5 protein-coding genes and 1 riboswitch are annotated in these 4,035 nt (G+C 76.7%); of the genes, 1 reads left to right on the top strand and 4 read right to left on the bottom strand.

The window, feature by feature from the left end:
- The 3 genes from FA014_RS18640 to FA014_RS18630 form a co-directional block, all read right to left on the bottom strand.
- Positions 1–934 (bottom strand): ABC transporter ATP-binding protein (locus tag FA014_RS18640; RefSeq protein WP_154731108.1); only part of this gene is annotated, 934 nt, incomplete at its 3' end.
- Entirely contained in the window at positions 927–1,556 is a 630-nt protein-coding gene (locus tag FA014_RS18635) for an ECF transporter S component (RefSeq protein ID WP_230323403.1), read from the bottom strand. The genes FA014_RS18635 and FA014_RS18640, both read right to left, overlap by 8 nt.
- Complete coding sequence (locus FA014_RS18630) at positions 1,549–2,211, bottom strand: YkoF family thiamine/hydroxymethylpyrimidine-binding protein (protein ID WP_154731107.1); 663 nt, start codon at positions 2,209–2,211, stop codon at positions 1,549–1,551. Before FA014_RS18630 ends, FA014_RS18635 begins: the two co-directional genes overlap by 8 nt.
- 53 nt (positions 2,212–2,264) lie before the next feature.
- Positions 2,265–2,373: riboswitch (TPP riboswitch) on the bottom strand.
- Positions 2,374–2,422: 49 nt separating this feature from the next.
- Between FA014_RS18630 and ybaK the strand changes: the two genes are divergently transcribed.
- A complete protein-coding gene (gene ybaK, locus FA014_RS18625) occupies positions 2,423–2,917 on the top strand; it encodes a Cys-tRNA(Pro) deacylase (protein ID WP_154731106.1) in 495 nt (164 codons plus the stop codon).
- 35 nt (positions 2,918–2,952) lie between these two features.
- Here ybaK and FA014_RS18620 read toward each other — a convergent pair whose 3' ends face one another.
- Entirely contained in the window at positions 2,953–3,774 is an 822-nt protein-coding gene (locus FA014_RS18620) for an ABC transporter permease (RefSeq protein ID WP_154731105.1), read from the bottom strand.
- Positions 3,775–4,035: the final 261 nt, after the last annotated feature.

Raw genomic sequence — 4,035 nt, 5'->3', positions numbered from 1 at the left:
CGACCGCCAGGCCCCGGGCGGCGAGCAGCACCTCCCCCTGTCCGGCGGCCGGGGCCCGCGACGGCGGCGCCTCCGCGGCCAGCCCCGGCAGCAGGTCGAACGCCCCCGGCTCCCCCACCGCGCCCCCGAGCGCCACCGCGAGCTCGACGTCCTCGGGCAGCCAGCAGCCGCGGTCGAGCAGCTCCCGCCCCGCGTCCCGGGCCACCCGCGCCGCGGGACCGTCGTGGGTGACCCGGCCGTCGGCCGACAGCACCACCCACCGGCCCGGCAGCCCGGCGACGCCCGCGTCCCCGGCGAGCGCGTCCAGCCGGTGCTCGACCAGCACGCACGCCGCCCCGGTCGACGCCCGCGCCGCGGCGAGCGCCTCCCGCACCGCCGCCACGCCGTCGGCGTCCAGCATGGACGTGGGCTCGTCGAGCAGCAGGAGCCGCGGGCGGGTCACCACCGCGGCCGCGAGCGCGACCCGTTGCAGCTCGCCGCCGGAGAGCGCGTCCGTGCGCCGGCCCGCCAGGTGCGCGGCGCCCGCGGCCCCGAGCGCCGCCGCCACCGCAGGCCCGATCGCCGCGGGCGGCGTCCCGAGGTTCTCCAGCGGGAACGCCACCTCGTCCGTCACGTCCGCCAGGCAGACCCCGGTCTCGGGGTCCTGCGCGAGCACCCCGACCACGTCCGCGAGCGCCGCGACGCCGTGCTCCGCGACGGGGCGGCCCGCGACCGCGACCCGCCCCGAGACCCGCGCGGGCACCGCGTGCGGGACGGCGCCGTGCAGGCACCGCAGCAGCGTCGACTTCCCCGCGCCGGACGGGCCGAGCACGAGCACCTGCTCCCCCGGCGCGAGCCGCAGGTCGACCGGGCCGACGCCGGCGCCGCCGTCCAGCACCGCCTCGAGACCGGCGACGTCGAGCACGGCCGCCGGGCCGGCCGCCGGCTCAGGCACGCCGCGCCACGGGCTCGCGCTCGGCGGCCGCCGCGCGGCCGATCGCGAAGCCGTCCAGCACCCCCGTGCGGCGCAGCGCGTCGACGACCACCTTCGCCAGCAGCCCGCCGAGCACGACGCCCGACGCGGCCTGGAGCGCGAGCCGCAGCACCAGCAGGTCCTGCCCGTACCAGCCGAACCGGAACGCCGACCACCCGAACACGAGCGTCGCGCCGAGCAGCCCCGAGACCGCGAACCGGGCCCAGCCGAACCGCCGGTACCGGCCGAGCGCGAACGGGATCTCGCTGCCGAGGCCCTGGAGCAGCGCCGCGACGACCAGCAGCGGCCCGACGGGCGACCCGAGGAACACCACCTCGACCACCGAAGCCAGCACCTCCGCCAGCACGCCGACGCCGGGGCGGCGGATGATGGCGATCGAGATCGGCGCCACGAGCAGCCAGCCGCCGAGCAGCACGTGCTGCGCGAGGTCGCCCGCCGGCCCCATCAGCACCGCGAGGCCGTTCCACGCCTGGACCAGCGCCCAGTACAGGAACCCGAACACCACCCCGAGCACGACCATGAGCACGATGTCCTTCAGCGCGAGCGGCTCGCGACGCCGCCCGCCCCGGAAACGCTCAGCCACGGGTCCGGGTGGGGCTGTTGAGCGAGAACGTCACGTGGCTGGTCACGTGCTGCACGCTGCGGCCCACCCGCGCCCAGGCGCCCACCACCGTCTCGACGAGCGCGCCGACATCGCCCTCGAGCCGCGTGACGAAGTGCTCGGAGCCACGGAAGGTCCCGTTGTCCCGCGCCAGGGCGATCGCCGCCTCGATGTCGCGCATGTGGTCGGGCTCGACACCGGCCCGGACGTCGTCGGCGAGCGGGTAGAGCGCCCACTCGGCCGCGCCGGACCGGCCGGTGCGCCGGCCCGGCGGCAGCGCGACCTCGCGCGGACCCGCGCCGCCCGGGAGCGCGCACCGCACCTCGCCCGGGCAGCCGCGCGACAGGTGCAGCGTGACGGCGGCGTGCTCGCCGGTGGCGGCCACCAGGTCGACGAGGTCCGTGAGGTACCGGAGCAGGTCCGCCTCGCCGCCGCCGACGTAGGTGCTGACGTCGCCGGTCTCCACCACCAGCCCGTCCGTCGCGACGGCGCCGAGCACGCCGAGGACCGTCTCGACGTACCGGTCGGACATCACCGCGACGGTGACGCGGGCGCCGACGCCGAACCGGAGCGGGTCGGCGACCAGGTCGGCGACGTCCCCGGCGCGGGGCCGGGTCGAGGGGGATGTCGGGATCATGCGTCCTCCTGTGCTGGTCCGATCAGCACGGGAGGACGGCGGACGGGTGCCCGGCATCCTGCGATGTCGCTCCCTGCGCTGGCATGACCCAGATCAGGTTCTACGGTCGGAGTTCGAGTACTCCCTCTCAGCCCGGCTCACCGGACTCCCGTGCTGGTCCGCACGGTAGCAGGACCGACGGCGGAGCCGCCCCCGGCCCTAGGCTGGCCCCGTGAGCCGCAAGCAGCCGCCGTCCGGGACGCCCGCGCTCGTCGCGCTGGCCGCCGCCGGGGTCCCGCACACCGCGCACGCCTACGACCACGACCCGCGCAGCACGGTCGGCTACGGCCTGGAGGCCGCCGAGGTGCTCGGCATCGACCCGGAGCAGGTCTACAAGACCCTGATGGCCTCGGTCGACGGGACGCTCACCGTGGCCGTGGTGCCGGTCGCCGGGAAGCTCGACCTCAAGGCGCTGGCCCAGGCCGTCGGCGGCAAGAAGGCCGTGATGGCGGACCCCGCGGCCGCGGAGCGCGCCACCGGGTACGTCGTCGGCGGCATCTCCCCGCTCGGCCAGAAGACCCCGCACCCGACCGTCGTCGACGAGACCGTGCAGCTGTTCGACACCGTGTTCGTGTCCGGCGGCCGCCGGGGCCTGGACGTCGAGCTGGCCCCGGACGACCTGATCCGGCTGACGGCGGCGACGGTCGCGGACATCGCCCGGGGCTGACCGGCCCCGGGCGGGCCCGCCGACCGCGCCGGTCCCTACCGCGCGCTCCGTGCCAGCGTCCGCACCCCCACCAGCAGCCCGGCCGCGGCGGTCAGCACCGCCGCCACCGCGCCCCACGCCACCGTCGAGGACGCCAGGTCCCCCGCGAACAGGGCGCGCTCGGCGTCCACCACGTACCGCAGCGGGTTGAGGTCCGCCGCCACCTGCATCCACCGCGGGCCGGTCTCGAGCGGCAGCAGCATCCCCGACAGGATCAGCAGCGGGAACAGCAGCGTCTGCTGCACGACCCAGAACATCCAGTCCTGCTTCCGCACCGCGATCGCCAGCGCGTAGGACAGCGAGCCGATCCCGACGCCGAACACCGCGAGCAGCACCAGCCCCAGCACCGCGCCCGCCGGGCTGAACGAGAACCCGAACGGCAGCATGACGGCCACGACCACCACCGACTGGGCGACGATCGGCACCATCTCCTTCCAGGACCGGCCGACGAGCTGCGCCGAGCGGGCCAGCGGGGTCACGAGCAGCCGCTCGTGCGCGCCGGTCTGCATCTCGAACAGCAGGTTGGCGCCGGTCGTCGAGGTGCCGAACAGCGTCGTCATCACGAGGATCCCGGGGACGAACCACGCCCAGACGTCGCCGCCGGGCAGGCCGTCGCCCACCGACCCGGCCAGCAGCGGCCCGAACAGCCCGAGGAACACCACCGGCTGGATCAGCCCGAACACCACGGAGAACGGGTCGCGCAGCGTCGGCATCAGCTCGCGGGTCATCACCAGCCAGGCGTCCCCCCACCAGGACCGGGTCGCCTCGCGCGCGGGCAGCGTCTCGGCGGGCAGGGTCTCGAAGGTCGTCGCGGTCATGCCGCCACCTCCACGGGGTCGGCCGACCGCGCGGCCCCCTCCTCGCGGAGGCTGCGGCCGGTGAGGGACAGGAAGACGTCGTCGAGCGTGGGCTGGTGCCCCTCGGCCCGGGCCACGGCGAGGCCGCGCGCACCGGCGGCGGCGAGCTCGTCGTGCAGGGCACGATCTACGGCCTGGACCGCCGGGACGCGCGGCGCCGCGCCGCCGAGCTCATGGGCCAGCTCGACCTCGAGCCGCTCGCGCGCCGCAAGGTGTCCGACC

This window comes from Cellulomonas hominis, from assembly GCF_005239125.1.
Lineage (GTDB): Bacteria > Actinomycetota > Actinomycetes > Actinomycetales > Cellulomonadaceae > Cellulomonas > Cellulomonas hominis_A.
The sequence above is the reverse complement of the archived record's forward strand: the minus strand, read 5'-3'. Positions and strand labels throughout refer to the sequence as shown.